The organism is Bradyrhizobium sp. USDA 3256, assembly GCF_054058275.1.
In genome coordinates this window covers 1,860,203-1,885,828 of sequence record NZ_JBSSAE010000002.1, presented here as the reverse complement: position 1 = coordinate 1,885,828, position 25,626 = coordinate 1,860,203, and the positions used below count along the sequence as shown (strand labels likewise).

Sequence of the window (25,626 nt, the reverse complement as noted above, 5' to 3'; positions counted from 1 at the left end):
CGAGCCGTCTCTCGACATGCCGGGCAGGACACGATGGTTGTCAACGCGTCGCAAGACGATCCCGAAAAGGCGCGACGCTTCCGCGAGGCCGCGCTGCCGTATCTTGACGATGCCTATACGCTGGCCCGCTATCTGCTGCGCGATGCCGCCGACGCCGAGGATGCGGTGCAGGAATGCTATCTGCGCGCCTACAAGCATTTCGACAGCTACCGCGGACCTGCGATGAAGCCGTGGCTGTTCGCGATCCTGCGCAATGTCTGCCGGGCCGAATATGCAAGGCGCAAGACCGCCCCGACCGCGGTCGAGGAGTTGCCCGAAGGCGGCGAGCAGACCCCGCTGTGGAATGAAGCCCCGGAGACCCCGGAAAAGCAGCTGCTGCGCCGCTTCGACGGCGAGACCGTGCGCAAGCTGGTCGCGGCGCTTGCCGAGCCGTTCCGCGAGACCTTCGTGCTCAGGGAAATCCAGAATCTTTCATACCGCGAGATCGCCGATGTCGCCGCCGTGCCAGTCGGCACCGTAATGTCCCGCCTCGCGCGCGCCCGCGCCATGCTGCGATCGGCCTGGCTTGCGGAACAGGAGCAAGCGAAATGACCTGCGAGGAAGCCGAAGTGCTGATCCACGCGCTGATCGACGGCGAACTCGACGCCGGCCATGCGCGCGAAGTTGAGGCCCATGTCGAGGGGTGCGCACATTGCGCCGCGCTCATGAAGGAGTATCAGGAGATCCGCCAGGCGATCGCCGAGAGCGATTTGCGCTACAAGGCGCCGCTCGAGCTGCGCCGCAAGATCGAGAAGTCACTGCCGCAACCACAAGCGCAGGCGGCGCCGACCCGGCGCTCGGTGCTGCGCGGCTTTGCGCTGGGCTCCGCGGTGTCGGCGATGGCAGCGACCGGCCTTGTCGCGATCGTGCTGCGCAACGATGACGAGCAGCGCATCGAGAACGAGGTGGTGTCGGCGCATCTGCGTTCGCTGCAGGCCGGCCACCTCACCGACGTGATCTCGACGGATCAGCACACGGTCAAGCCCTGGTTCAACGGCAAGCTCGACGTCTCGCCGCCGGTGATCGATCTCACCGCGCAGGGCTTCACGCTGATCGGTGGCCGGCTCGACTACGTCAACGCCCGCGAGATCGGCGCCGTGGTCTACAAGCGGCGCCAGCACGTCATCAACCTGTTCGTGGCGCAGACCGCGAACACCGAACGCAAGACGGCGAAGATCTCGACACTGCAGGGCTTCAATATCCGCCGCTGGAGCGACCGCGGCCTGAATTACTGGGCAGTCAGCGATCTCGGCGCCGACGAACTGAGCGAGTTCGGCGACAAGTTCGAGGGCGCGATGCGCGCGAACAAGGAGGGGTGAGTCTTGTAGCCCGGATGGAGCGCAGCGTAATCCGGGGACGGTCTTACCCGCTTCGAGAACCCCGGATTTCGCTGCGCTCCATCCGGGCTACATCGTGAGGCCTACGCCGACTTGCGCACCGCGTTGTCGACCAGCGTCTTGCCGAGCGACCAGATCGCGCCGGGCACCTTGTGGCTGCCGGCGATCACCTCGTCGAACGACTTCTCGATCCAGGTGCAGTCCGCTTCGGTGATCATGAGCGGCGGCAGTAGCTTGATGGTGTGGAGGCCGTGCCCGGCGACCTGGGTCAGGATCTTGTGATCCTTGAACAGCGGCACCGTGATCAGCTGGCAGAACAGACCCTTGTTGGCGGTCTCCAGCAGATTCCACGACGCCTTGAGCCGCAGCGATTTCGGCGGACCGAACTCGACGCCGATCATCAGGCCCTTGCCGCGCACTTCCTTCATCAGTTCATAGCCGGGCACCATGCGCGTCAGCGCAAGACGGAGCTCGGCGCCGCGTTTGGCGGCGTTCTCGACGAGCTTCTCGGCCTTGATGACGTCGAGCGTGGCAATGCCGGCGGCCATCGCGAGATCGTTCTTGGCGAAGGTCGAGCCGTGCACGACCGCGCGGTCCATCTGGTTGAAGATCTTGTCGAAGATGTTCTTGCGCGTCAGCAGCGCGCCGATCGGCACGTGACCGCCGGACAGCGCCTTCGCCAGCAGCACCATGTCGGGCTCGATGCCCCAATGCTCGATCGCGAGGAATTTCCCGGTGCGGCCGATGCCGGTCTGGATCTCGTCGGCGATGAACAGCGTGCCGTATTTGCGGCACAGCGCCAGCGCGCCGGGCAGGAACTCGTCGGTGGGCATGTTGACGCCCTTGCCCTGGATCGGCTCGACGATGAACGCGCCGACCTGGCGCGATGACAGCGCCTTCTCCAGCGCTTCGAGATCGTTGAACGGAATCGGGGTGCAGCCCGGCAGCAACGGCTCGAATCCGCCGCGGAAATTCGAATCGTCCGTCAGCGACAGCGCACCGTAGGACAGGCCGTGGAACGAATGCCCGCAATAGACGATACCGGGGCGGCCGGTCGCGCCGCGCGCGAACTTGATCGCGGCTTCGACGGTTTCGGCGCCGGAATTGGCGAAAAACACCTTGTCCAGATATGGAACATGTTCCAGAAGACGTTCCGCGAGCACGCCGGCGAGCGTCGAGACATCGAGCTGCACGAGATTGGGCAGATCGGCGTCGAGCACGCTCTTCAGCGCCTGGCGCAGGGCCGGATGATTGCGGCCAATCGCAAAAACGCCAAATCCGCTCAATAGATCAAGGTAACGAGCCCCCTGACGATCGAAGAGGTATTGGCCTTGCCCCTTCTGGAAGCCGACGTCGTAGCCGATGGTCTTGAGAACGCGAACGAGCTGCTCGTTGAGGTGACGCGTGTGCATGGCACCGCGCTGCCCCTCGCGCTCCACAAAAATCTCGGAAACGTCTAAATTGGAACTTACCATTCGTCACATACGTCGGTTGATGGCCATCTCGTCAACTTAAAACGCTCGCTAGCGGCGTTTTGCCCCCCGCTCGGATCGTCCAGTTAAGCACAGGTTTGGACCATGTTGCACTGCCCAAGAACTTTCGCGCGTACAATAGCCTTTTCAGGTTTATTTTTGGCCACCGTATTATCACCGGCACTTGCAGCGGACCCGACCGGCGACTGGAAGGTCGCTGACGGTGTCGCCACCATCCGCGTCGCCCAGTGTAATGGCAACATGTGGGGTGCGGTGTCCTGGGAAAAAACCCCGGGCGGCAAGGATAAGAACAATCCTGATCCTGCGAAGCAGAGCAGGCCGACGCTCGGCATGCCGATCCTGATCGACATGAAGAAGAAGGCCGGCGCCGATGCGTGGGAAGGTCAGGTCTACAACGCCAAGGACGGCCAGCTCTACAGCTCGACCATCAAGCCCGTCGGCACCGATCAGCTCGAGATCCAGGGCTGCGTGCTCGGCTTCCTGTGCGGCGGCGAGACCTGGACCCGCGTCGGTCCGCCGATCCCGGTGAGCGCCGCCGGCAATCCGGCGACGAAGGGCACCCAGCCCAAGTCGACAGCACCGCAGAAAACCACCGGTGCCGTGGCGCCGGCCACCAAGCCGGCTCAAAAGCAGGTTCCGGGCAACGCCAATGCGCAGGCCGACGCCGTGGGCGATATCTGCCTGCTCCCGGACATCGCGCGACCGACGCATTAGCGGAAGTCGGCGGGGAACACCGTCCGCTGACATCGCGGCTCGGCGGCGCCTGCCGCCAAGCCGGTTCGAAAGCGAATCGCCAGCGCGTCAGGTGACGTCGTTGGCGATATCCTCCTCCTTGACCTCGCGCGGCTTGCCCATCAGCGCCGGCTGGAACAGCAACACCGCCGCGAGCGTGGTGACGAGCGAGAGCGCCAGCAGCTTGCCCATGCTGGCGGTGCCGGGATGGCTCGACAGCCACAGGCTGCCGAACGCGGTCGCCGTGGTCAGCGCGCTGAAAAAGATCGCGCGTGTCAGGCTCGACTGCAACAGATTCGTCCTGCCCTGCCGCCACGCCGTGACATAGTAGATCTTAAACGCCACGCCGACGCCGAGCAGCAGCGGCAGCGCGACGATATTGGCGAAGTTGAGCGGCAGCCCGATCAAGACGCAGATCTCCAGCGTGACGATGCCAGCGACCAGCAGCGGCACCAGCGTCATCAGCACGTCGACGACGCGGCGCAGCGTGAGCCACAGCAGCAGGCCGATCGTGACCAGCGCCAGGATGCCGGCGTGGATGAACGCCTTCACGATGACGTCGCCCGACTTCAGGATCGAGACCGGCCCGCCGATCGCGGTCGGCTCGGCGGCGAGCACGGCGTCGGCAAAGCGGCGCAGATTGTCGTTGTCGTTCGGATCGCCCTTCGGCTCCACCTCGACACGCATCAGGCCGTCCTTGGTCTTCCAGCTGTTGACGAGTTCCGGCGGCAGATTCTGCAGCGTGACGGTCTGGGCCTGCAGCGTATTGCGGAGCTGATCGAACACGATCTTCATCGGCGCGACGAAGACGTCCTGCGCCTTGTCGCGGGTCGCCTGGTTCGAATCGGCAAGCTTCTGCAGGGCGTCGGCGAGCCGGCGCGCGGCCACCGCGCCCGGCCCCTTGCCGTCGCCCGCGGTTTTGCGCAGGCTGTCGACCGAACTCTTCAGCGACTCGACATTCTCCTGATCCGACGGGGCCGGATCGACCGAATCCGGGTTGAGCGCGGGGCCGAGCGTCTTGGCCGCCTGCGCGATCAGCTTCAGCTTGGCCGGCTGGTCGTCGGGCACGAAGCTGTCGAGCGACATCACGCGCGACACTTCCGGCAGCTTCTCGAGCTTGGCCTCGATCTTCTTGGCGTCGGCTTCCGAGCGCGTCATCACGTTGATGGCGTTGGCGCCGGTGTTCGGATCCTTCCTCAGGTCGAGGAAGGTCGCGATCGATTCCACTTTGGAATTGCGCAGATTAATCGGGTTGAAGTCGAACTTCATGTAATGGAGCAGCGGCAGGCCCGCGACCGTGACCAGCAGCGTGCCGACGATGATCGGAACGCGATGCTTCTCCAGGAACAGATCGAGCGGCGCAAGGAAGGCGTAGCCGACCGGCTCCTTCTCGCCGGGCGGGTTGAGCAGATCGAGCAGCGCCGGCAGCACCGTGATGCTGGTGACGAACGCCACCAGCATGCCGGCGCCGGCGATTTTGCCGAGCTCCGAGATGCCCTTGTAGTCGGTCGGCAGGAAGCAGAGGAACCCGGCGGCGGTCGCCATCGCGGCGAGCGACAGCGGCACCGCGGAGCGGCGCGCCGCGTTTTCCAGCGCCAGCGTCAGATTGTCGTTCTTGAACCGCTCGGAGCGGTAGCGAACGCTGAACTGGATACCGAAGTCGACCCCGAGGCCGATGAACAGCACGGCGAAGGCGATCGAGAGCAGGTTCAGCGAGCCGACCATCATCAGGCCGACCGCCGTGGTGATGGCAAGCCCGATGAACAGGTTCACGAACACGGCGAAGATGATCTTGCCGGAATGCAGCGCCATCCAGAGGATGACCAGCACGATCACAACGGTGCCGATGCCGTTGGTGATCGCGCCGTCCTGCACGGTGGCGTATTCCTCGTTGGCGATCGGCACCGGTCCGGTCAGGCGAACGCGCGCGTGATATTCGGTCGGGAATTTCAGATCGGCCGCGGCCTGGCGGATCGCATCGGTCGCGGCCTTGCCCGGCTCCAGCGCCGAATAGTCGATGATCGGCTTGATCTCGATGAAGGCACGCTTGTCCGAATCGGTCAGCGGCTTGTCGCTGGTGAGCTCGCGCCACGAGAAGGTCGCGTTGCCCTTGGCGAGGACGGTCTCGACCGTCTCGGAGATCAGGTTGAAGGGCGGCGCGGCATTGTCGAGCTTGACCTGCCCGCGCTTGACGCCGGCAAGGCCTGTCTCGAGCGCGCCGGTCAGGCCGCGTATCGAGGGATCGCCGGCCATGATCTCGATCAACGGTGCGGCCGATTCGAGCTGGCCCGCGACCTTGCCGACTTCTTCGGTCGGCAGAAACAAGAGGCCGTTCTTCTCGAAGAATTCGCCGGAGCCGAGCGCGGTGATCGCCTCGAAGTTCTTCTTGTCGGCCTGCAGCTTCGCGGTGAGTGCCTTCGCGGCCGAGCTGGTCAGCTCCGGCGTCGCAGCCTCGACCACCGCCAGGATCAACCGCTCGCGATCAAACGCTTCCTCGAACTGGTTGTCGCGCTTGCGCCAATCGAGATCCGGCGAGATCAGCTTGTTGATGTCGGTGTTGATCGAGAAGTTGCGGGCCGTGTAGAAGCCGGCGCCGATCGACAACAGGACAGAGATGATCACGACCGGAAGGGCAAAACGCGTACAGGTTCTAACAACGGAGACGACAATATTTGTCAGCACTTCGTTTCTTTCTAATCTCGGGGAAGCATGGCCGAAAACGCCCGCTCTGTAGCGGAGTTCCCGGGACCGATCTAATGTTGTTTTGGTTGTCTTCCTCGACGGGACGGCGAGGAGGTTCCAAACCACAGGAACGGCCACGAATGGCCGGTATAAACCGCATCAGTGGGCGATAAAGTGACGAACAAGTGAGGGAGACGGACGGTCGCAGGCGTCGAAACCCATACCATGTTACCTCTACTGCCCCTCGTCCGTGACCACGCCCCCATCGAACCGCTACCTTTTTGCCACAAATCGCTGTATTTCCATGCGCTTGGGGCGCAGATCCCGTCCAGGAACTGTGATGGCTCGGACATTGCAACTGACGTTGCGACGTCCGACCTGTGGAGTGCGTTGCCGAAAAGGCCGCAGGGCATTGAACGAGATTGGTGCAATTTGCGTAACGGACGTCCGATGGAAGTGTTTCTTGCTCAGCCGCGCGGCTTTTGCGCGGGCGTTGTGCGCGCGATCGAGATCGTCGAACGCGCGCTCGAGAAGTATGGGCCCCCGGTCTATGTCCGCCACGAGATCGTGCATAACAAACACGTCGTCGAGAGCCTGAAGAAGAAGGGCGCGATCTTCGTCGAAGACCTCTCGGAAGTGCCGGCCAAGGCGGTGACCGTCTTCAGTGCCCATGGCGTTGCCAGGAGCGTCGAGGAGGAGGCGGAAGCCCGCGACCTGCCGGTGCTCAATGCCACCTGCCCGCTCGTCACCAAGGTCCACAACCAAGGCAAGCGCTATATCTCGAAGGGCCGCACCCTGATCCTGATCGGGCACGCCGGCCATCCCGAGGTCGAGGGAACCATGGGCCAGGTTCCGGGGCCGGTTCTGCTGGTCCAGAGCGTCCAGGATGTGGCGGAACTGAGGCTGCCGAGCGATGCGCCGGTCGCCTACATCACCCAGACCACCCTGTCCGTGGACGACACCAGGGACATTATCGCGGCTCTTCAGTCAAAATTTACAGATATTCAAGGCCCGGATATCAGGGATATCTGCTATGCGACACAGAACCGCCAATCTGCGGTAAGGGACCTGAGCAAACTGGTTGACGTCATTTTGGTGGTGGGGGCCGCCAACAGTTCCAACTCGAACAGGCTTCGTGAAATCGGCACCGAGGTCGGCGTCGCGAGTTACCTCATTGCCGATGGGAGCGAACTCAATCCGGATTGGCTCAAGGATGCGAAGGCCGTCGGCATTACCGCGGGCGCTTCTGCGCCCGAAGTTTTGGTCGACGATGTGATCGAGGCTCTGCGGCGGATCGGACCGGTATCGGTCTCGGTCGTTCCGGGCCGAGAAGAGAATATCGAATTCCGGCTGCCAGCCGAACTGACCGCGGGCTGATCTGAACCCACATCCCTTTGATAAGTGCAGAAAGAAATCGTCTAATGGCTATACCGTTCTTCAAGGAAATGCGTATCGGCGGTTATCTGATCAAGCAGAAACTGCTTGGCCGCAAACGCTATCCGCTCGTGCTGATGCTGGAACCCTTGTTTCGTTGCAACCTCGCCTGCGTCGGCTGCGGCAAGATCGACTATCCCGATGCGATCCTCAATCGCCGCATGACGGCGCAGGAATGCTGGGATGCCGCCGATGAGTGCGGCGCGCCGATGGTGGCGATCCCCGGCGGCGAGCCGCTGATCCACAAGGAGATCGGCGAGATCGTGCGCGGCCTCGTGGCGCGTAAGAAGTTCGTCTCGCTGTGCACCAATGCGCTGCTGCTCGAGAAGAAGCTCGACCTGTTCGAGCCGTCGCCCTATTTGTTCTTCTCGGTGCATCTCGACGGCCTGAAGGATCATCACGACAAGGCGGTGTCGCAGAAGGGCGTGTTCGATCGCGCCGTCTCGGCGATCAAGGCGGCGAAGGCGCGCGGCTTCACGGTCAACGTCAATGCCACCATCTTCGACGGTCACCCGGCCGAGGAGATCGCCAAGTTCCTCGATTTCACCACCGAGCTCGGCGTCGGCGTCTCGATGTCGCCGGGCTACGCCTATGAGCGTGCGCCCGACCAGGAGCACTTCCTCAACCGCACCAAGACCAAGAAGCTGTTCCGCGACGTCTTTGCGCTCGGCAAGGGCAAGAAGTGGAATTTCATGCATTCCGGCCTATTCCTCGACTTCCTCGCCGGCAACCAGGAATACGAGTGCACGCCCTGGGGCATGCCGGCGCGCAACATCTTCGGCTGGCAGAAGCCCTGCTATCTGCTCGGTGAAGGCTACGCCAAGACCTTCAAGGAGCTGATGGACACCACCGACTGGGACACCTACGGCACCGGCAAGTACGAGAAGTGCGCCGACTGTATGGCCCATTGCGGCTACGAGCCGACCGCGGCGACCGCTGCGATCAACAATCCGCTCAAGGCGATGTGGGTCGCGCTGCGTGGCATCAGGACATCAGGCCCGATGGCGCCCGAAATCGACATGTCGAAGCAGCGTCCGGCGCAGTACATCTTCGCCGAGCAGGTGCAGAAGAAGCTCTCGGAGATCCGCCGCGACGAGGCAGCGGCCGCCGCCGCCAAGCAGCAAGCGAAGGCCTCGACCGCCGCCTGAAGCTCGATGTGAGCGAAAGCAGAAACATGAAAGCCCCGGTTCAGCGAACCGGGGCTTTTTTCCTGGATCAGGATGCCGCCTGCTTTTCCAATCTCGTGCGCAGAAGCAATTTCTCGATCTCGGCGGCGCGCGGTGCGCTGAGTGTGCCACGCTCGATCCCGAGCGGGACATTGCGCAGGGCGAGCTCGCGATACAGCGCGCCGGAGGGAGGAAAGCGCTCATCCAGCGCCCGGAGGTGCTTGAGGATCGTTCCGACGTCGCCGCGCGCCACGCAGCCGCCCATGCCGTTGGCGAGGCCACCGTCGAGAACAGCCGCGACAGTCCCGCGCAGCAGCGGCATCATCGCGCGCAACGCGTCGGCCTCGCTGGCGCCGAAGCTCTTCCAGAGCTCGACGCCTTCCTTGAGCAGCGCGATCAGGAACGGACCGACGTAATATGCCGACGCATGATAGAGCGCCCGCGCACCGGCCGGCAGCGCCAGCGGTTCACACCCGATGCGGGTCGCAAGCAATTCCAGGTCGCGCCTGAAGTCGCCCTCTGCCTCGATGCCGACGGTGCATCCGCGCAACCCCTCGAGCGCGACGTCGGGATTGGCGAACATCTGCATTGGATGAAATCCGCCGGTCGCGGCGCCTGCGGATTTGGCCTGAGCGAGCGCGGCCAGTTCAGTCGCGCCACTGCAATGAACCACGCGGTGGCGCGGCTCCCAGCGCAAATCGCGGCAGACCGGCAGGATCGCATCGTCGCTTACGGTGAGGAAAACCATGTCGCAGCGGTCGACGACCTGCTGCGCGTCCGTCATCGGCCTTGCCGACGGGATGCGGAATCCGAGCCGCTGCGCGGCATCGGCACCGCGGTTGTAGAACGCCGCGACGTTCAGCCCCGCGCGGGCGAACGCCGGCGCGAGCGTTTGCGCCACGCGGCCGGCGCCGATGAAGCCGATCCGCAACGCCGCGAACGCCGTGCTCATTGCGCGTAGCTTCCGTCGATGCGGTCGAGCCTGCGCCGCAGCGCCGGCCATTCCAGCAGACCGTACCCGGCCTGCAGATTTTGCGCCGCTTCATTCAGCACCGGATTGGTGTCGCGCTCATTGTCCAGTGTGATCTCGGTGCCGGCAAAGCAGGTCACCGTGTTGCCGATCGCCATCTCGGTCGGCACATGCAGCGGCCGGCCGCAGCCGAGCGCGTCGACCTGGATCCGGCAGGCCTGCTCCAGCCAGTAGATCGCATTGAACGCCTGCGGAATCGTGTTGCCGCAAACCAGCAGGCCATGATTGCGCAACACCAGCACGTTGTGGCGGCCGAGATCGGCGACGACCCGGTCGCATTCGTCCCGGTCGATCGCCGGCCCCTCGAAATCGTGATAGCCGATCCGACCGTGAAACCGCATCGCCGTCTGCGACAGCGGCAGCAGCCCCTCGGCAAGCGTGCTGACCGCGGTGCCTGCCCTGGTGTGGGTATGCAGGACGCACTTCACGTCAGGTCGCGCGCGATGGATCGGGGCGTGCAGATAGAAGCCGGCCACGTTGACGTTGTAGCCATGGTCGGGCTGCAGCAGGGTGCGGCCCTCGATGTCGATCTTGACGAGGCTCGACGCGGTGATCTCCTCGTACAGCATGCCATAGGGATTGATCAGATACTGATCGTGATGCCCTGGGACCTGTGCACTGATGTGGTTGTAGATCAGGTCGGTCATTCCGTAGAGCGCGACCAGGCGGTAGCACGCCGCAAGATCGACGCGGGTTGCCCACTCCTGTTCTCCCACGACGGCCCGGATATCGTTGACGGCACAAACTTCGATTTGACGCATAACTTGGCCCCTCAGTGACGGATGACGGAGGCGCGCTCGACGATACGGCTGAGGTCTTCCGACGATGGAAGCCCGCCGAATACCTGTATCCCGTCTGCGCCAAGCCTGGATCTCACGAACAGATCGGCGGCAGCGGCGTCGCCATGCCTCAGCATCTCGGCGGCCTGCAGCGCATGTGCCATGCGGGTGACGAGCGCTCTCGCGTGCCCGTCGTCCGGATATCGTGCACGCAAGCGATCGGCGAGATCGTCCGTGCTTCGGTCATAGACCGGATTGAGGCCCCTGCTCGCACGCAACTCGTCAACGAATGCGTCCTGGCAATTCGCATCGCGTTGCATGGCGCGCAAAACGTCCATGCACATCATGTTCGAGGTGCCTTCCCAGATCGAGTTCAATGGCGCCTCGCGATAGAGCCGGGCCATCGGATTCTCCATGATGAAGCCGTTGCCGCCATGCACCTGCAGGCATTCATAGGTGAAGGCCGGCGCGCGCTGGCAGTTCCAGAACTTCATCACGGGCGTCGCGACCCGCGCCAGCAATCGCTCGTGTTCGCTTGTCTGCAGGCCGTCGGTTGCACGCGCGACCCGAAACGCGCCGAGCATCGCCGCCTCGCTCTCGAGCGCGAGCTCGGCGAGCACGTTGCGCTGCATCGGAAGCTCGGACATCGGCTTGCCGAACGCGGTTCGGGTTTGCGCGTGGTTGAGGGCGAGGCTCAGCGCCTGGCGCATCAACCCGGCGGAGCCGACCGCGAAATCGAGCCGCGTCAGATGGGCATGCGAAAGGATTTCCGAGATGCCACGGCCCTCTTCGCCAACCAGGATCGACCACGTATCGTGGTACTCGATCTCGCTCGATGCGTTTGAGCGGTTGCCGCACTTGTCCTTCAGGCGCTGTATGTAGATACGGTTGGCGCTACCGTCCGGCAGCAGGCGCGGCACGAACAGGCAACTGACGCCGGACTGGGTGCGTGCCAGCGTGTAGAAACCATCGGCCACCGGCACCGAGAAGAACCATTTGTGGCCGGTGATCGCATAGATCTCGCCATGCGCGCCGCGCTCGACGAAGCGCGCGGTGGTCTGGGTCTCGCGCAGATCGGAGCCGCCCTGCTTTTCGGTCATGGCGTAACCGATGACCGCGGCGCGCTTGGCCTCGATCGGAAGCCGCCGCGGATCGTAGTCCGCCGCCAGCGTTCGCTCCCGCCACAGGTTGAATTGCGGCTTGCCGGAGAACCCGGCGATCGCGGCGTACGCCATTCCCGTGGGGCAGCCGACGCCGTTCTCGATCTGATTCCAGAGATAGCTCAGCGCCGCGCGCGCCAGATGGCCGTGTGGTTCGCGCGTCGACCAAGCGAGGCTATGCACCTCGCTCCGGAACGCCAGCGCCATCAATTGATGCCAGGCCGGATGAAATTCGACCCAATCATTGCGGTTGCCATACCGGTCATGGGTCAGGAGCTTCGGCTCGTGCTCGTTGGCCAGCCGTGCCGCCTCCTGCACGGATTCGCTGCCGGCATGGGCTCCGAGCGCGGAAAGCTTGTCTTTCGCCCACGGCGCGATCTTTGCGATCAGGCCACTCAACGCGCGGTCGTCGTCGAATGCATTGAAGCCGCGCGCGGGCCACGCCTGATTGCGCACGTCATGGGTCGCAAACGGAGCGGCTTTCGCTTCAGCGACGGCAACCGGCCGGGCGCTCGCGTTCATGCGGAGACTCGCGATACAGGGGTGAGTTCAGGCGTCGCGTGGCGAAACAGCATGCGCGCGGAAAGCCCCGCGATCGATTGCGCGATCGCCTTCGCCGCGTCGGAATCAGGGGCCGCTTCGGGCGCAAGCGGACCAACCAGCGCCTCCATGAAGGCGCCGGTCACGCAGGATGCCGCGACGTTCGCGTCGATCTCAACGAACTCGCCGCCGGCGATGCCGCGCCGGACCAGCCTTGCGATCTGATCGGCCAGGGCCGCCCGGTACTTCAGGCGCGCCGCGTCGATCTCGGGTTCGCAGGGCTCGGCGATCAACGCGTAGGCCAGGCGGCGGCCGCGCATCGCCCGGACCGAGAAGGTGTAGATCGCATCCACCAGACATTGGGACGCCGAGCCTTCCGCCTCGACGATCGCGGCGACCACGGCCACCTCGCGCTCAGACACCAGGCCGAGCACCTGCGCGTACAGGTCCGCCTTGGAGTCGAAGTAGCGATACACGCTGCCGGTGGCCACGCCGGCGCGTGAGGCGATCAGGGCGATCTGGGCGTCCCTCCAGCCACTCAGCGCCACGGCCTCCCTGGCGGCATCGAGAATGCGCGCTTTGGTTTCGACCAGCTGGTTGAGACGAACCGCAGCAATTGCCATAGTGAACCTTAGTTCATGAATAAAGGATCATAGTTCACTCTCGGACGAATAGGCGTAGCTGTCAAGTATCGACCAGGCGCCCTGCGGCCGTAGGGCCGTTCCCGGGGCGCCGGCGCGCTGCTGGCGTAGAGGCTGGAGGCGCGACCCACGGACGCGAGGAACAGCGATACGGGGGTCTCACCGCACAGCCGACGCGCAAGTCCCCGCTGACCGCGCGGAACCGGAACAGCGTGGCATCAGACGAAACCTTCAGGCACCAAAGCAAAAGGCCCGATCGCGATGCGACCGGGCCTTTGTTTTGAGCTTGATACGCCGAGAAACCCATTCCCGGGCCGGCGGAGGATCAGGCCGCCTTCGCCGTGATCAGAACGTCTTCCACCGGCATCAGCGCGTCGTTGCCGAGCAGGAAGCCGCGGCAGCTGCGCAGCGAGCGCAGCGCGCGGTTGAAGTCGATTCCGGTCGACACCAGCGCGCGCAGCGTCCGTGGATTGCGCGCGATGCCGCGCAGCACCTTGCGCAGGTCGATGTCGCCGTTCGGCTTCACCGCGGATTTCGCAAGTTCCGGTAGCGCCCGGTGCGCGGGATCGCTGATTACGCGTAGCGCGGCAAACGGAATGCCGGCCTTGGCAGCATAGGCCGCCGCGATATGGCTCTCCATGTCGACTGCGGCTGCGCCCGTCATCGAGCGCAGAGCGGCCTTGCAGGCCTTCGCCGCGATCACCTCTTCCACGCCGGCTAGACTGCCGCGGACGATCCTGCGGCGCTTCAGCGCGGCGCTGGCGATCATCTCTTCGTTCAGCGCGGATGCGGCCAGGAAGCGGGTATCGCCCGACATCACCTCGGTCGCGACCACGACGTCGCCCGACTTGAGCGACGGATCGAGTCCGCCGGCCACGCCGAACGAAATCACGCCACGGAAGGTGGTCGGATCCAGCGTCGCCAGCAATTCACGCAGCTGCTGCGGATCGCTCGAACTGCAGATTACGATCATGCCGGGGCCTGCCGCGATGCGGGCCTCCTGCACCAATCCAGTCACAATCAATACCGGCCGAGGATCAATTCTACTGCCCGCGGTCTCGGCGGCCCCCGCCTCAACAATCACATCCCGACCCCTACCACCCTGCTATTGGTGCTTCTCAAATTTCGATACCGCGCCAGCGCCCAGAGCGGAAAGAACTTCGAGTAGCCATGATATCGCAAGTAAAATACCCGCGGAAACCCCGTAGCTGTGTATCGCTGCTCGTCCCACAGCCCTTTTTCCGTCTGTGTTGCCTTTAGGTACTCCACCCCCCGCGCAACAGCGGGATTTTCGACCTCTCCGGCCGCCATCAATCCAAGCAAAGCCCATGCCGTTTGCGAGGAGGTCGACGGCGCAACTTCATAACCCTTGTAATCCAGCCGGTAACTGACGGCGTCCTCGCCCCAGCCGCCGTCCTGATTCTGGACTGACGCCAGCCAGCCGACCGCCTTCCGAATCATCGGGTCGTCGCGATCGACCCCTGCGACGTTTAGCGCCGAGAGCACCGACCAGGTGCCGTAGATGTAGTTCAGGCCCCAGCGGCCGTACCAGGAGCCCTCGGCAAGCTGGGTACGGCGCAGATAGGCGACGCCGTCGGCCATCGTCTTGCTGCTTTCGACGGTCTCACCGAGTTGGCCCAGCATCGAGATGCAGCGCGCGGTGACATCCTCGGTCGGCGGATCGAGCAATGCGCCGTGATCGGAGAACGGGATGTTGTTGAGGTAATATTCGAGGTTGTTGACGTCGAACGCGGCCCAGCCGCCGTCGCGGCTCTGCAGCCCCTCGATCCACTCGCGGCCGCGCGCGATGGCCTCGTCATATTCCCTGGTTCCGGTATGACGCCGCACGCGATCCATCGCCATCACGACCACCGCGGTGTCGTCGAGATCGGGATAGTGGTCGTTGTTGTACTGGAACGCCCAGCCGCCCGGGCGGACGTTCGGCGCCTTGACCGCCCAATCGCCCTTCAGCTCCAGCACCTGGCGCGGCTTCAGCCAGTCGAGGCCCTGCCTGGCCTTGGCAAGGGTAGCGTCGCCGCCCGCTTCCTGCAGCGCATGACAGGCCAGCGCGGTGTCCCACACCGGCGAGACGCAAGGCTGGCAATAGGCCTCGAGCTCGCTAATCACGAGCAGCTTGTCGATGCCGCGGCGGGTGATGGCGCGCGGCGGGAAATTCTCGTCCTTGCCGAGCGCCTCGTACATCATGACGATGTTGGCCATCGGCGGATAAATCGCGCCCATGCCGTCTTCGCCGTTCAGCCGCTCTTCGGTGAAGGCGAGCGCGGCATCGATCGCGCGTTGGCGCAGGCTCTTCGGAAACATCGGCTCGATCACCCGCAGCACGGCGTCGAGCGAGCGGAACAGATAGAACCAGCTCGCGCTCTGATGCGGCGCCTTCGGCGCCATGCGGACCGATTTCGGATCCTCCAGGAACAGCTCGTCGATGCCGACGCCTTTCGGATTCTTCGCACGCGGCTTTAGCGCGGCAAGCACCATCAGCGGCACCATGGTGGTGCGTGCCCAGTAGGAGATCTTGTTGATGTGGAACGGCGACCACATCGGCAGCAGCATGATCTCGATCGGCAGCACCGGCGTCGCGCGCCAGGTCACGACGCCATAGAGCGCAAGCAGGAAGCGCGTGAACACGTTGCTGCCCGAAGCACCGCCGCGCGAACGGATCGCCTCGCGCGCCCGCACCATGTGCGGCGCGTCGACGGAATCGCCGATCATCTTCAGCGCGAAGTAGGACTTCACGCTGGCGCTCATATCGAACGGGCCGTCATGCACCAGCGGCCAGCCGCCATGCGCGCCCTGGACGCGACGCAGATAGTTACCGAGCTTGGCCTCCAGCCCGGCATCGATCGGCTCGGCCAGATAGTGGCGCAGCAGGATGTACTCGGCCGGAATGGTGCTGTCGGCCTCGAGCTCGAACACCCAATGTCCGTCGGACTGGCGATAGCCGAGCAGCGCTTCGGTTGCCTTGGAGATGCTCTTCTCCAGCGCGACCGGGTCGACTGCAACGCTGTGATCTCTCGCAAGCATTTCGCTCGATATCCTCTTCATCGCGGGCCGGCTGATCGAAAGCCGCGGCCGCTCCAGAGCTGATCCGATTGCACCGGATCAGCTCTTGTCCTTTTGTTCAGTCGCGTTTGCTTCACGCGAACCGGTAGCCACTTCGCTCGAAAACGCGCCAACAGGTCGAATCTAACGTCTGGCCAGAACCAGATCTGCGGCGCGATCACCGGATCGCACCGATCCCTCGATGGTTGCCGGCAACCCGGTAGCAGTCCAGTCGCCGGCAAGGAACAGGTTTTTTTGCGCCGTCGCGGGCCCCGGACGCAGGGCATTCTGTTCCGGCGTCGCCTCAAATGTGGCACGGCGCTCGCGCACGATCTGCCAGGGCGGCAGGTCGCCGGAAACCCCCAAGGCCTCGCAGATGTCCTGCCAGATCGCCAGCGCGAGCTCCTCGCGCGGCATGTCGACCAGGCGGTCGCCGTTGCTGATCGTCACCGACAGCCGTTGCGGGAACGCGAACAGCCACTCCACGAGGCCGCCGACCACGCCGAGAATGGGCGCGGCGTCGCGCGGCGGATCAACGCGGAAATGCGCGTTCACGATGGCGCGGAATTTGGTCGGAGTTTTCAGGCCGGGCAGCAGCGCCGCCGCGGCGCGCGGCGGCACCGCAAGCACGACGGCGTCGTCGGCTCCCAGCGCGACCTTGTCGCCATTACCAAAATCAAGCTCAGTGATGCGGCCACCCGACATGCCGAGCGCACGCAATTCGTGACTGAACCGGACGCTGTGGCCGCCCTCCTGCAGCAGCTTCACGGCCGGCTCGATCAGAACCGAGCTCAAGCCGTCGCGCGCGATCAACGGACGGCAGGCCTGCCCGCCCGCAAGCAGCGTCTCGCGCACGATGGCGCCGGCGAGCCCGGCCGAGCCCTCCGGGGGATCGACATTCAGCGCAGCGAGCAGCAGCGGCTGCACCAGGCGGTCATACAGCGTGCCCTTGCAGGGAATGGTGTTGCCGACCAGCGCGCCGGTGCCGGCCCAGGCCAGCGGCGCTAAGGCAAGATAGTCGCGCAGGCTGGTGTCCGGGACGCGGCGCGTCTCGTCGAACACCCACAGCGGCAGGCGGGAATCGCCGAGGTCGAGCTGCCAGCGCCGGCCGCTGGCAAGATCGACGAACGGAAACTGCGCGCGCGCGGGCCCGACGAGGCCGGCCTCGGTGCCGATCGCGCGCGCATAGCTCAGCGCATGGCGGTTGCCCGACAGCAACAGATGGTTGCCATTGTCGATGGTGAGATTGGTGGCCGCGTCGAAATAGGAGCGGCAGCGGCCTCCGGCCTGCTGCGTCGCCTCATGGACAAACACCCTATAGCCGCCATTGGCGAGGCGCACGGCCGCGGAGAGGCCGGAAATGCCGGCACCGATGATATGAACGGTCTTTTGCATCAGATGATCGCGTAACGAAGAAGGATGCCGATCTTGGCGGCCTTGGACACACGTACCGGCGCGCGCGGGGCGGTGAAGCCGCGCGCGATCAGGAGATCGAGAATCGCGCGGTAGTATTTCGACATGATCCGCGGCGCGCGCACGGCGCGGCGCGAATTGCGCTTCATGATCTCGTCGGATTTCTGGAAATGCATCTTGGCCCGCTCGGCCAGCGGCGCGCACACTTTCGGCAACGCGCGGTCGGCGGTGACGCGCGCCGGATCGTTATTGGTGATGCCGGCATGCCAGAGCCATTCGCGCGGCAGATAGAGCCGGCCGAGGCCGGCATCCTCGTCGATGTCGCGCAGGATGTTGGTGAGCTGCAGCGCGCGGCCGAGGTGATAGGCGAGCTGGATGCCGTCGTCCTCGGGCAGGCCGAACACGCGCACCGACAGCCGGCCGACCGCGCTCGCGACGCGATCGCAATACAAATCGAGCGTCGCGAGATCCGGCGCGCGGATGTCCTGCGGCACGTCCATCTCCATGCCGTCGACGATCGCGACAAAATCCTCGCGCTTCAGGCCGAAGGTCTTCACCGAGGCGACATAGTCCTTCAGCCGCTCCGGCGGATGCCCCGCATAGAGCGCATCGATATCGTCGCGCCACTGCTGCAGCGCGGCCAGCCGCCGCGGCCGCGGGCCGTCGGAATCGGCAATGTCGTCGACCTGCCGGCAGAAGCTGTAGATCTGGAACATCGCCTCGCGCTGCGCGCGCGGCAGAATGCGCATCGCGGCGTAGAACGAGCTGCCCGACGCGGTGCTTCCGTAATTTGCGTTGGCCGCCGCCTCCACGCTCATGCGCCAGCCGCCGATTTGGAGACCGCACGCCGTCCGGTCGCGCGCCGCGCCGTCTCGCCGGCGACGCCGCCAAGGCTCTGCAGCAGCAGTTCGAGCGGGCTCAGATGCACGCGCTCGCTGAGCGGATCGCGCACCTTCAGCATGTTGACGATCTTGTCGGCGAACGCCTGGATCACGGAGATCTCGAGCCCCAGCCTGAAATCCTTCACTTCGGCGGCGAGCGACTTGCTCTGGTCGAGCAGCGCCTCGGTGCGCGCGGCGAGCGCCTGCAGGCATTTGAGCAGGGCCGGCTGCGACTTCGCCTCGCCGAGCATCTCGACGGTCGCGCCCGCGGCGGCCAGGGCATCGCGCGGCAAATAGACACGGTTCAGGTTGCGGTAGTCCTTGCCGCAGTCCTGCAGATGGTTGTTGATCTGCAGCCCGGCGCAGAGCGCGTCCGACGCCGCCCAGGTAGAGGTATCCTCGCCGTGCACGTCGAGCATGAACCGCCCGACCGGCATCGCCGAGTACCGGCAATAATCGATCACGTCGTCCCAGTTCTCGTAACGCAGCTTGGTGACGTCGAGGCGGAACGCCACCAGCACGTCGAGCGCGTGCCGCGGCGGCATGCCGCGCTCGGCGAAGGCGCGGCGCAGATTGACCGCTTCCTTCTGGGTGTCGCCATTGCCAAGCAGCTCGGCCTCCATGAGGTCGAGGTAGCGCAGCTTCTCCGCAGGCTGCAGCGTGGCGTGATCGGCGATATCGTCGGCGGTGCGGACGAAATTATAGAAGGCCAGGATCAGGGCACGATGCCGCGGATGAATGATCCACGACGCGACCGGGAAATTCTCGTCGCGGTGGGTCTTTCCGGATCGCAGGTCGCTCGCGGTGGTCATGGGAAATTTGGGCTACACTGGTCATGGCACGACGCAGGCGCGAAAGGTCAGCGCATGCGGGGGATTTGCGAGCCCCATATAGGGGAATACGCCACCAAAACCAATGCTGTCCGTGACCGCCAGCATACGAAGCCCGTGGCCGGCACACCTGCCGAGCACGGGCCTTGCGGCGATCCATGGGGCCCGAACCGGCCTTACTGGCCGTGGGTCTTCAGCACCTGGTCGCAGGCGGCGCTGATCTTGCTGCGGTTCTGCTGCAGGCAGGCGAGAATGGTGAAATCGCCCTGATCGATCACGGCGCGGCAGTGACGCTGCACGTCGCGCGTGCAGGCCTTCTGCTCATCGGGTGTCCCGCGCGTCTGCTGGGCGAAGGCGCTGGACGAGAGCGGGATCGACAACAGGGCAAGAGCCAAGAGAAATTTACGCATCGTATTCCTTCATTTCCGACAGCAGAAAATCTGTTCCCGAAAAGCGCTTCGGCACGGCCGGGACGGATTTTGGGGATTGCAGACGCCACGTAACGCGGCAATGGATTGACGACAAGCACCGCTAAATGCGGCTAAATTTGCGGCGCTGTAAACCCCTACATAAGTAATTGATTCGCAATGGCGATTCGTGCCATCACTTTGTCGCGTTCGGCTATTGCGGTTAGCAGTTGCGCAAAGCTACATGCCGTCACGAAGCGACGGTTTCTGATTCTGTTCGATGACAAAACGGGCGCCGCGCGCCGTTTCTGTCGTTTGAACCTAACATTCTTCGGTGACACTAAACCTTCGATGCGGCGAGACGCTTTCTTGCGTAGGAAGCGTTGATTTTGATGGGAAAATTCACAATGAAACGGTTTGGTTCCAGCCTTTATGGTCAGGCTCTCAGGGCTGTGGGCGTCGGCGCCGCACTGATGCTCTCTGCCTCCGCCGTCCACGCCCAGGCCAGCGGGCCGTTTGCCGGTTTTGCCGGCTCGTGGACCGGAACGGGCACGGTGGCGCTGTCCAACGGCACGACTGAACGGATTCGTTGCAAGGCGGATTACAAGGTCGCACCCTCGGGCATGAGCCTGAAGCAGTCCCTGCATTGCGCCAGCGACAGCTACAAGTTCGACCTCTCCAGCGACGTCACCAGCCAGGGCGACCGGATCTCCGGCAACTGGAGCGAGGCGAGCCGCAACATCTTCGGCAATCTGCAGGGCACCGCGGGCGGCGGGCGGATCGACGTGTTCGTCGAGGCGTCCGGCTTTGCCGCGAACCTGAACCTGCAGACCAACGGCTCCAAGCAGGTCGTGCAGATCGACTCCAAGGGTGAGATCCGCGGTGTCTCGATCACGATGACGAAGAGCTGACGCTCCCGGCCGATTGCGCCCGCAAGACACAAGGGCCCGGTTCCGAACGCTTCGGAACCGGGCCCTTTTTGCTGCAGCTTTTTGCCTGTTCGCCGATCAGGCCTTTTCGATCGGCGCGGGCTGGCCGCCCCTGCCGCGGAGCTTTTGCGACAGGTTGATCAGGAACATCGAGGTCGGCCGCAGGATGAAAAGGTCCGCGACCAGGGCCGCCACCATCGAGAACGCGCTGAGCCAGCCGAACAGGCGCAGCGACGGCAGGTCGGAGAACACGGTGACGACGAGGCCGCAGGCCAGCACCACCGTGGTCAGGATCAGCGCAGGGCCGACCAGGACGGTGGCGCGCTCCACCGCAAGTTCCGGCGTGACACCCGGCTTGGTCTCGAGCCGCAGGCGATTGAGGAAGTGGATGGTGGCGCTGAGGCCGAGGCCGAACGACACCGTCAAAGCCACCACGCTGGCGAATTGCAGCCCCTCCCCGAGCAGCCACAGCACGGTGCCCGACAGCACCACCGGGAAGATGCCCGGCAGGATGCAGGAGAACATCACCACGATCGAGCGGAACGCGAGGCCGATGAAGATCGCGACCAGCGCGAACTCGACGGTGAGGCCGCGGTTCAGCTTCTCGATCATGCTGGCACTGTTGCGCGCCGCGATCGCCGACAGACCGGTGACCGCGATCTCATAGCCGGGATGCTCGGCCCGCACCTTGTCGAGCTCCTTGTCGAGCTTGTCGACCACCGGCAGGATCTGGCTGGAATCGAGGTCCGGCACGCGGCCCGAGACCACCACCGCATCCTGATCCTTGGAGATGAAACGCCGCACCAGATGCTCGGGGATCAGGTCGACATATTCCTTCAACGTCGCGACGTCGGACGAGCCGGCCTTCTCCGCAAGCCAGCGCCGCAGGGTTTCCAGCGACCAGACGTTGCCGACGCCTGCGGTCTTCTCGACCATCGCGTGGACGTCGGCGATCGTCTTCAGCGTATCGGGTGCGTAGAGCGAGGCGCCCTTGGGGAATTCGATCAGCACGTCGATCGGATTGGCGCCGGTCAGCTTGGCGTCGAGCCGGCTCGACGCCGCCACCGCCTGCCGCTTGTCCGGCACCTGATCGGCGAGCCGGTAGCGCGGCTCGAGATTGGCGTAGATGATGCCGAGGCCGCCGACCACAATCAGCGCCAGCAGGCTGAACAGCCCGGGACGGCCGACCATGCGCACCGCGATCCAGTAGCAGAAATTGCGCAGCGCCTGCACGCCGGCATCCGCGCTCTGGAACTTGACCGCAAAGATCTTTTCGTTGCGCACGAACAGCACGCCGAACACCGGCACCAGCGACAGCACCGCGATCAGCGCGATGATGGTCGCGGCTAGCCCGGCCTCGCCGAACTTGCGGATCAGATCGGAATCCGAAAACTGCAGCGCGATGAAGGAAATTCCGGCCGTGCCGTGCGTCAGCACGCAGGCGGGACCGACCACCAGCACCGCATTCTTGAACGCGGTGAACTTGTCCTGCCCGGCGATCAGCCGGTCGCGCGCTGCGAATGTCAGCTGCATCGAGTCGGAGAAGCTGATCACCATGATGAGCGGCGTCATCACGTTGAGGAACATGTTGAGATTGAAATTGGCCCAGCCGAGGCCGCCGAGCGCGAGCAGGATCGCGATCATCGGCGGGAACGCGGCCGCCACCATGAAGGATATCTTGCGGAAGAAGACGATGGCGATGATGCAGCCGGCGAGGATGCCGAGGATGTTGTAGGTCAGGCCGTCGCGCTCGACCGCATTGCGGATCTCGAGCTGCATGACCGGCACGCCGGACAATTGCGCATTGAGCCCGCTGCCGCCGAGATCGTCGGCCATGATCTTCCTGATGTCGCCGACCACCTTGCTGAGCTTGTTGCTGCCGACCACTTCGGGCTCGAGCGACAGCACGATCAGCGCGAGCGTGCCGTCCTCCGACAGCAGCTTGCCGCGGATGATCTCGTTGCTTTTCACGGTCTCGACGAACTTGTCGTAGGCCGCGCCCTCGGGAAGTTCATTCGGGAACAGCGCCGCCGGCAGCTTGCCGGGCTCCGGCGCCTGCCGCGCCGAGAACAGCGACACCAGGCCGCGCACGCCCTCGACGAGCTGCAGGTCGGTGACCATGTCGCGCAGCTTTTCGAGATTGTCGCGGGCGAGCAGCGTCTTGCCTTCGACCACGACGAGGACGTCGAACTCGGTCGCCGGGAAGCGCTTGGTCACCGCCTCATATTGCTTGTAGTCCTTGGAGTCGGAGCGGAACAGCTGCGAAAGCGAGTCGTCGATCTTGATCCGGTGCACCCCGAACACCGCGCCGATCAGCAACAGAACGAGGACAATGCAGGACAGGATCGGCGCCCGCATCGGGATCAGGCCGAGACGCTCGATCCCGAACGCGATGCTGAGGCCCGACCGCGGCTCTTCGATCTTCTCGACGTGGACCTGACTTTCGGAATTCTTTTCGAGCATGCCCTGTCCAGTTCTGAAAACGGCTCAATCTGTCTAGCTTGGGTCTAGGGGCGCGAATGAGGCGGGTGAGCGCAACTGATCGGCGCTAGTCCTTGAAAACACGCGAATATTGACCGGCGCCGGTTTTACCTGCCCGACCCTTTGCTCGCAAGCGCGAGGGGCGAGGCAAATCGACAGGGAACCGCCGATCCCCGCCATTAAGTATCTGATTTGTCACACCCTGGTAGCGCATTCCTCGACGATCCACCGCCGCTTTCATCTTTCAACGCGACCCCTGTGATCTGGCGTGCCAGGCCCTCGCGCACAAGCCACGAAATCCTGAATGCGGCCTCCGCATAGCTCAGCCCGGCACGGTGGATGTTGGAGATGCAGTTGCGGTCGGCATCGGTGAGGCCGATCCGCGGGGCGAAGGTGAGATAGGCGCCGAGGCTGTCGGGTGCGGACAGGCCCGGCCGTTCGCCGATCAGCATCACCAGCATGCGCGCGCCGATGATGGCGCCGATCTCGTCACCGAGCGCGACCCGCGCCCCGGACGCTGCGATCACCGCGCCGGCGTCGATCTTGTCGGCCGCCAAGCGCGGCACGAGATGCCGGATCAATTCGACGGCATGCACATTGACCGCCGTCGGCGACAGGCCGTCTCCGATCACGATGGCGCAGGGGCATGCGGTGATGGCGCAGGTCTCGAGCGACCGCCGCGACGCAGAATCCAGCATGCGCCCGAGATCGGGCCGCCGCAGATAGTCGCGCCGGCTGTGCGCCTGGCTCGACACCTCAAGCGGCGTGATGCCGAGGCCGGCAAGACCGGCCGCGATCCCTCTGACATCGAAGGCGGCGTGGACAGCGTCGCGGGCGCGGGCATGGTCGAGCGTGAACGACAGCAGCGCATCGGTCGGCAGGCTGGCCCCGGACCGGCCAAGGCCGACGCGCGCCGGCGTGAGCTCGCGCAGATCGGCAAGCGAAGGGGACAAGGGCGCCGGCGGTGTCGTCATGCTGCTATTCGGCGGGGACAGAGGCCTCGCGCAGCCGGATCGAGTAGTTCGAGGCGTTCTGCCGGCCGCTGGAGGCTGCACGCGCAAAGGTGATCAAATGATGCGCAACCAGCGTCGCCGAGATCAACCCCTCGATGTCGCCGCGCTTGAGCCGGCCGAGCGCAAACTTCCAGAACACGCGCTTGTAGTCGCCGAGCACGCCGACCTTCCAGAAGATGTTGCGGAGCATGATCAGTCCGCGCCGGATGTTGGCCCAGCTCTTCATTTCCGGGCTGACCGGCACCTTGATGCGATTGGCATAGGTGTAGTTGCATTGATGCAAATAGCGCGCGAACAGCCTCTTCGGCTCGTAGGCAACTTCCATGCATTTGCGCCAGGAACTAACCACGTCCTCATAGGGCAACAGGAACTCGACATTGGAGTCGCGGCCCTCGTCATCGATCAGCCGCCCGGCTTTTTCGAGCCGATCCCACAATGGCGTCTTCGGCAGCGCCTGCAGCAGGTTGATGGTGAGCAGCGGAATCCGCGACTCCTCGACGAAGGAGAGCAACGCGTCGCCGGTCTGGGGCTTGTCGGTATCGAGCCCCATGATGATGCCGGAGACGACCTCCATGCCGAACGAATTGATGGTGCGCACGCCCTCAAGGATCGGAACCATCATGTTCTGATCCTTGTGCATGGCCTTCAGCGCGTCGGGATCGGGCGTCTCGATGCCAACGAAGATCGTCACGAAGAAGGCCTCGCGCATCTTCTCCAGGATCTCGGGGCGCTTGGCGATGTTGAGCGTCGCCTCGCAAGCGAGGCGCGTGACATATCCGGTCCGCTTCTGCCACTCGATCAGGTGCGGCAACAGCTCGCTCGCCGCCTTGCGGTTACCGATGAAATTGTCGTCGACGAAATACACGGTGTCGGTGGCACCGCACGCGCGCAGCTTGTCGAGCTCGGCGATGATCTGCTGCGGCGACTTCAGCCGCGGATTGCGGCCATAGAGCCCGGGGATGTCGCAGAACTCGCACTGATAGGGGCAGCCCGAGGAGAACTGGATGCTGCCGAGAAAGTACTTCTTGGTTTCGGCGAGCTCATAGGCCGGTAGCGGGAAATCCGTCATCGGCAGCCGGTCGACGGTCGTCAGCACCACCTGCTTGTCGGGACGGCTGGTATCATCAGCCAGACGCTTGATCAGCTCATTGGTCGCATCGCCGAGCTCGCCGACGTGGAGGTAGTCGAATGAGGGATAGTAGTCCGGGCAAGCACTGACCGACGGGCCGCCGATCGCGACCACCAGGTCATGGTCATGCGCGCGATGGCAGATGTCGTTCATCTGCTGGCGCTGGATATGCATACCGCTGACGAACACGGCATCCGCCCACTCGAAATCCTCCGCCGTCGCCGGACGCAGGTTCTCGTCGATGAAACGCACCAGCCAGTTCTCGGGAAGGTATGCGGCGATCAGCAGCAGGCCCTGCGGCGGCATGAACGCCTTGACGCCGTCAGTGAGGGGGTAGGCGTGCTCGAAGGTCCCAAAGGACGACGTATAGCGCGGAAAGACGCAGAGGATACGCCGAATTGTCTTTATGCCCTCAGCTCTCATCAATCGACCCCGAAGCACCCGCAAATC

21 protein-coding genes are annotated in these 25,626 nt (G+C 64.3%); 6 read left to right on the top strand and 15 right to left on the bottom strand.

Annotated features, from left to right (window positions below):
• Positions 1-33 precede the first annotated feature (33 nt).
• Together ACVWY5_RS10455 and ACVWY5_RS10450 are read left to right on the top strand one after the other, a co-directional pair.
• Positions 34-591: a sigma-70 family RNA polymerase sigma factor gene (locus ACVWY5_RS10455; protein WP_018270594.1), complete on the top strand. Its 558-nt coding sequence runs from the start codon at positions 34-36 to the stop codon at positions 589-591.
• Complete coding sequence (locus ACVWY5_RS10450; RefSeq protein WP_028331707.1) at positions 588-1,358, top strand: anti-sigma factor family protein; 771 nt, start codon at positions 588-590, stop codon at positions 1,356-1,358. The genes ACVWY5_RS10455 and ACVWY5_RS10450 overlap by 4 nt, the downstream gene beginning before the upstream one ends.
• A gap of 101 nt (positions 1,359-1,459) precedes the next feature.
• On the opposite strand, the gene hpnO is transcribed toward ACVWY5_RS10450, so the two are convergent.
• On the bottom strand, positions 1,460-2,851 hold the full coding sequence (gene hpnO / locus ACVWY5_RS10445) for an aminobacteriohopanetriol synthase HpnO (RefSeq protein ID WP_028331708.1): 1,392 nt from the start codon (positions 2,849-2,851) through the stop codon (positions 1,460-1,462).
• A 102-nt stretch (positions 2,852-2,953) separates the two neighbouring features.
• Here hpnO and ACVWY5_RS10440 point away from each other — a divergent pair, with 102 nt between their 5' ends.
• The gene (locus tag ACVWY5_RS10440) at positions 2,954-3,583 is read left to right on the top strand and encodes a DUF2147 domain-containing protein (protein WP_051375980.1); all 630 of its coding nucleotides are present in this window, start codon (positions 2,954-2,956) and stop codon (positions 3,581-3,583) included.
• 87 nt (positions 3,584-3,670) lie between these two features.
• Here ACVWY5_RS10440 and hpnN read toward each other — a convergent pair whose 3' ends face one another.
• Positions 3,671-6,283 (bottom strand): hopanoid transporter HpnN, encoded by a 2,613-nt coding sequence (gene hpnN, locus ACVWY5_RS10435; protein ID WP_028331710.1) that lies wholly within the window; start codon positions 6,281-6,283, stop codon positions 3,671-3,673.
• 450 nt (positions 6,284-6,733) lie between these two features.
• Between hpnN and ispH the strand changes: the two genes are divergently transcribed.
• Both ispH and hpnH read left to right on the top strand, forming a co-directional pair.
• Complete coding sequence (ispH, locus tag ACVWY5_RS10430) at positions 6,734-7,660, top strand: 4-hydroxy-3-methylbut-2-enyl diphosphate reductase (protein ID WP_028331711.1); 927 nt, start codon at positions 6,734-6,736, stop codon at positions 7,658-7,660.
• Positions 7,661-7,704: 44 nt separating this feature from the next.
• Positions 7,705-8,865 carry an adenosyl-hopene transferase HpnH gene (hpnH, locus tag ACVWY5_RS10425; protein ID WP_028331712.1) on the top strand — a complete coding sequence of 387 codons (1,161 nt, stop codon included), beginning with the start codon at positions 7,705-7,707 and terminating at the stop codon, positions 8,863-8,865.
• A 67-nt stretch (positions 8,866-8,932) separates the two neighbouring features.
• Here hpnH and ACVWY5_RS10420 read toward each other — a convergent pair whose 3' ends face one another.
• The 10 genes from ACVWY5_RS10420 to ACVWY5_RS10375 all read right to left on the bottom strand — a co-directional run bounded on the left by ACVWY5_RS10420 (position 8,933) and on the right by ACVWY5_RS10375 (position 19,627).
• Complete coding sequence (locus ACVWY5_RS10420; RefSeq protein WP_028331713.1) at positions 8,933-9,835, bottom strand: DUF2520 domain-containing protein; 903 nt, start codon at positions 9,833-9,835, stop codon at positions 8,933-8,935.
• Positions 9,832-10,674, bottom strand: coding sequence for a class II aldolase/adducin family protein (locus ACVWY5_RS10415; RefSeq protein WP_028331714.1), 843 nt, complete (start codon positions 10,672-10,674; stop codon positions 9,832-9,834). The genes ACVWY5_RS10420 and ACVWY5_RS10415 overlap by 4 nt, the downstream gene beginning before the upstream one ends.
• Positions 10,675-10,685: 11 nt before the next feature.
• The gene (locus ACVWY5_RS10410; RefSeq protein ID WP_028331715.1) at positions 10,686-12,374 is read right to left on the bottom strand and encodes an acyl-CoA dehydrogenase family protein; all 1,689 of its coding nucleotides are present in this window, start codon (positions 12,372-12,374) and stop codon (positions 10,686-10,688) included.
• Complete coding sequence (locus tag ACVWY5_RS10405) at positions 12,371-13,015, bottom strand: TetR/AcrR family transcriptional regulator (protein ID WP_028331716.1); 645 nt, start codon at positions 13,013-13,015, stop codon at positions 12,371-12,373. The genes ACVWY5_RS10410 and ACVWY5_RS10405 overlap by 4 nt, the downstream gene beginning before the upstream one ends.
• Before the next feature lie 343 nt (positions 13,016-13,358).
• The gene (locus ACVWY5_RS10400) at positions 13,359-14,117 is read right to left on the bottom strand and encodes a phosphorylase (RefSeq protein ID WP_028331717.1); all 759 of its coding nucleotides are present in this window, start codon (positions 14,115-14,117) and stop codon (positions 13,359-13,361) included.
• On the bottom strand, positions 14,114-16,075 hold the full coding sequence (gene shc, locus ACVWY5_RS10395) for a squalene--hopene cyclase (RefSeq protein WP_028331718.1): 1,962 nt from the start codon (positions 16,073-16,075) through the stop codon (positions 14,114-14,116). Before shc ends, ACVWY5_RS10400 begins: the two co-directional genes overlap by 4 nt.
• A 162-nt stretch (positions 16,076-16,237) precedes the next feature.
• Positions 16,238-17,488, bottom strand: a complete 1,251-nt coding sequence (gene hpnE, locus ACVWY5_RS10390; protein WP_028331719.1) for a hydroxysqualene dehydroxylase HpnE — start codon at positions 17,486-17,488, stop codon at positions 16,238-16,240.
• A complete protein-coding gene (hpnD, locus tag ACVWY5_RS10385) occupies positions 17,488-18,324 on the bottom strand; it encodes a presqualene diphosphate synthase HpnD (RefSeq protein WP_028331720.1) in 837 nt (278 codons plus the stop codon). Before hpnD ends, hpnE begins: the two co-directional genes overlap by 1 nt.
• Complete coding sequence (gene hpnC / locus ACVWY5_RS10380; RefSeq protein ID WP_028331721.1) at positions 18,321-19,199, bottom strand: squalene synthase HpnC; 879 nt, start codon at positions 19,197-19,199, stop codon at positions 18,321-18,323. The genes hpnD and hpnC overlap by 4 nt, the downstream gene beginning before the upstream one ends.
• 194 nt (positions 19,200-19,393) lie before the next feature.
• Entirely contained in the window at positions 19,394-19,627 is a 234-nt protein-coding gene (locus ACVWY5_RS10375) for a hypothetical protein (RefSeq protein ID WP_028331722.1), read from the bottom strand.
• Between the two features lie 404 nt (positions 19,628-20,031).
• Here ACVWY5_RS10375 and ACVWY5_RS10370 point away from each other — a divergent pair, with 404 nt between their 5' ends.
• A complete protein-coding gene (locus tag ACVWY5_RS10370) occupies positions 20,032-20,535 on the top strand; it encodes a hypothetical protein (protein ID WP_028331723.1) in 504 nt (167 codons plus the stop codon).
• A 96-nt stretch (positions 20,536-20,631) separates the two neighbouring features.
• Here the strand turns inward: ACVWY5_RS10370 and ACVWY5_RS10365 are convergent, their stop codons facing one another.
• From ACVWY5_RS10365 to ACVWY5_RS10355, 3 genes are all read right to left on the bottom strand, one after another.
• Entirely contained in the window at positions 20,632-23,016 is a 2,385-nt protein-coding gene (locus ACVWY5_RS10365) for an efflux RND transporter permease subunit (protein WP_028331724.1), read from the bottom strand.
• A gap of 197 nt (positions 23,017-23,213) precedes the next feature.
• Entirely contained in the window at positions 23,214-24,008 is a 795-nt protein-coding gene (gene eutC, locus ACVWY5_RS10360; protein WP_028331725.1) for an ethanolamine ammonia-lyase subunit EutC, read from the bottom strand.
• A gap of 4 nt (positions 24,009-24,012) precedes the next feature.
• Positions 24,013-25,599 (bottom strand): B12-binding domain-containing radical SAM protein, encoded by a 1,587-nt coding sequence (locus ACVWY5_RS10355; RefSeq protein ID WP_028331726.1) that lies wholly within the window; start codon positions 25,597-25,599, stop codon positions 24,013-24,015.
• Positions 25,600-25,626: the final 27 nt, after the last annotated feature.

Excerpts from the sequence above, each read along its gene's own strand:
- ACVWY5_RS10415 (WP_028331714.1), bottom strand. The coding sequence starts at position 10,674 with ATGCGTCAAATCGAAGTTTGTGCCGTCAACGATATCCGGGCCGTCGTG.
- ACVWY5_RS10455 (WP_018270594.1), top strand. The coding sequence starts at position 34 with ATGGTTGTCAACGCGTCGCAAGACGATCCCGAAAAGGCGCGACGCTTC.
- eutC (WP_028331725.1), bottom strand. The coding sequence starts at position 24,008 with ATGACGACACCGCCGGCGCCCTTGTCCCCTTCGCTTGCCGATCTGCGC.
- ACVWY5_RS10355 (WP_028331726.1), bottom strand. The coding sequence starts at position 25,599 with ATGAGAGCTGAGGGCATAAAGACAATTCGGCGTATCCTCTGCGTCTTT.
- ACVWY5_RS10450 (WP_028331707.1), top strand. The coding sequence starts at position 588 with ATGACCTGCGAGGAAGCCGAAGTGCTGATCCACGCGCTGATCGACGGC.
- ACVWY5_RS10365 (WP_028331724.1), bottom strand. The coding sequence starts at position 23,016 with ATGCTCGAAAAGAATTCCGAAAGTCAGGTCCACGTCGAGAAGATCGAA.
- hpnO (WP_028331708.1), bottom strand. The coding sequence starts at position 2,851 with ATGGTAAGTTCCAATTTAGACGTTTCCGAGATTTTTGTGGAGCGCGAG.
- ACVWY5_RS10375 (WP_028331722.1), bottom strand. The coding sequence starts at position 19,627 with ATGCGTAAATTTCTCTTGGCTCTTGCCCTGTTGTCGATCCCGCTCTCG.
- shc (WP_028331718.1), bottom strand. The coding sequence starts at position 16,075 with ATGCTTGCGAGAGATCACAGCGTTGCAGTCGACCCGGTCGCGCTGGAG.
- ACVWY5_RS10440 (WP_051375980.1), top strand. The coding sequence starts at position 2,954 with ATGTTGCACTGCCCAAGAACTTTCGCGCGTACAATAGCCTTTTCAGGT.
- ACVWY5_RS10370 (WP_028331723.1), top strand. The coding sequence starts at position 20,032 with ATGAAACGGTTTGGTTCCAGCCTTTATGGTCAGGCTCTCAGGGCTGTG.
- hpnC (WP_028331721.1), bottom strand. The coding sequence starts at position 19,199 with ATGACCACCGCGAGCGACCTGCGATCCGGAAAGACCCACCGCGACGAG.
- hpnE (WP_028331719.1), bottom strand. The coding sequence starts at position 17,488 with ATGCAAAAGACCGTTCATATCATCGGTGCCGGCATTTCCGGCCTCTCC.
- ACVWY5_RS10420 (WP_028331713.1), bottom strand. The coding sequence starts at position 9,835 with ATGAGCACGGCGTTCGCGGCGTTGCGGATCGGCTTCATCGGCGCCGGC.
- ispH (WP_028331711.1), top strand. The coding sequence starts at position 6,734 with ATGGAAGTGTTTCTTGCTCAGCCGCGCGGCTTTTGCGCGGGCGTTGTG.
- ACVWY5_RS10410 (WP_028331715.1), bottom strand. The coding sequence starts at position 12,374 with ATGAACGCGAGCGCCCGGCCGGTTGCCGTCGCTGAAGCGAAAGCCGCT.
- hpnH (WP_028331712.1), top strand. The coding sequence starts at position 7,705 with ATGGCTATACCGTTCTTCAAGGAAATGCGTATCGGCGGTTATCTGATC.
- ACVWY5_RS10405 (WP_028331716.1), bottom strand. The coding sequence starts at position 13,015 with ATGGCAATTGCTGCGGTTCGTCTCAACCAGCTGGTCGAAACCAAAGCG.
- hpnD (WP_028331720.1), bottom strand. The coding sequence starts at position 18,324 with ATGAGCGTGGAGGCGGCGGCCAACGCAAATTACGGAAGCACCGCGTCG.